Raw genomic sequence first — 451 nt, forward strand, 5'->3', positions numbered from 1 at the left:
CGTCGCGCTGTCGTCCAACCAGTTCGGCGCCCTGAGCTCGGCCCAGGTGAGCGCCTTCAGCACCAACGACATCGCCGCGATTGAAACGGCCGACATCGGCGCGCTGAAATCGGCGGTCATCGCCGGCTTGAGCAGCAATCAGACCAAGGCCTTGACCACCGACCAGATCGTCGCCCTGAGCAGCAGCCAGATCAGCGCATTGTCGAGCTCGCAAGTTGCCGGCCTGAGCACCGCCGCCATCGCCGCGATTGAAACGGCCGACATCGGCGCGCTGAAGACCGCCGCCATCGGCGCCCTGAGCACCGCGCAGACCGCCGCGCTGAGCACCGACCAGATCGGCGCGCTGAGCACCGCGCAAGTGGCCGCTATGACCACCGCCAACCTGGCCTCGGGCCTGAGCACCGACCAGATCGTGGCCTTGAGCTCGAACCAGCTGGGCGCGCTGAGCACC

At 67.8% G+C, this 451-nt stretch carries 1 pseudogene; it reads left to right on the forward strand.

The features are described from left to right. Positions 1 to 451: pseudogene (locus tag KVP70_RS33265) on the forward strand (heme utilization protein); the annotation flags it as partial.

It is taken from the genome of Duganella violaceipulchra, from assembly GCF_019166075.1.
Lineage (GTDB): Bacteria > Pseudomonadota > Gammaproteobacteria > Burkholderiales > Burkholderiaceae_D > Rugamonas > Rugamonas violaceipulchra.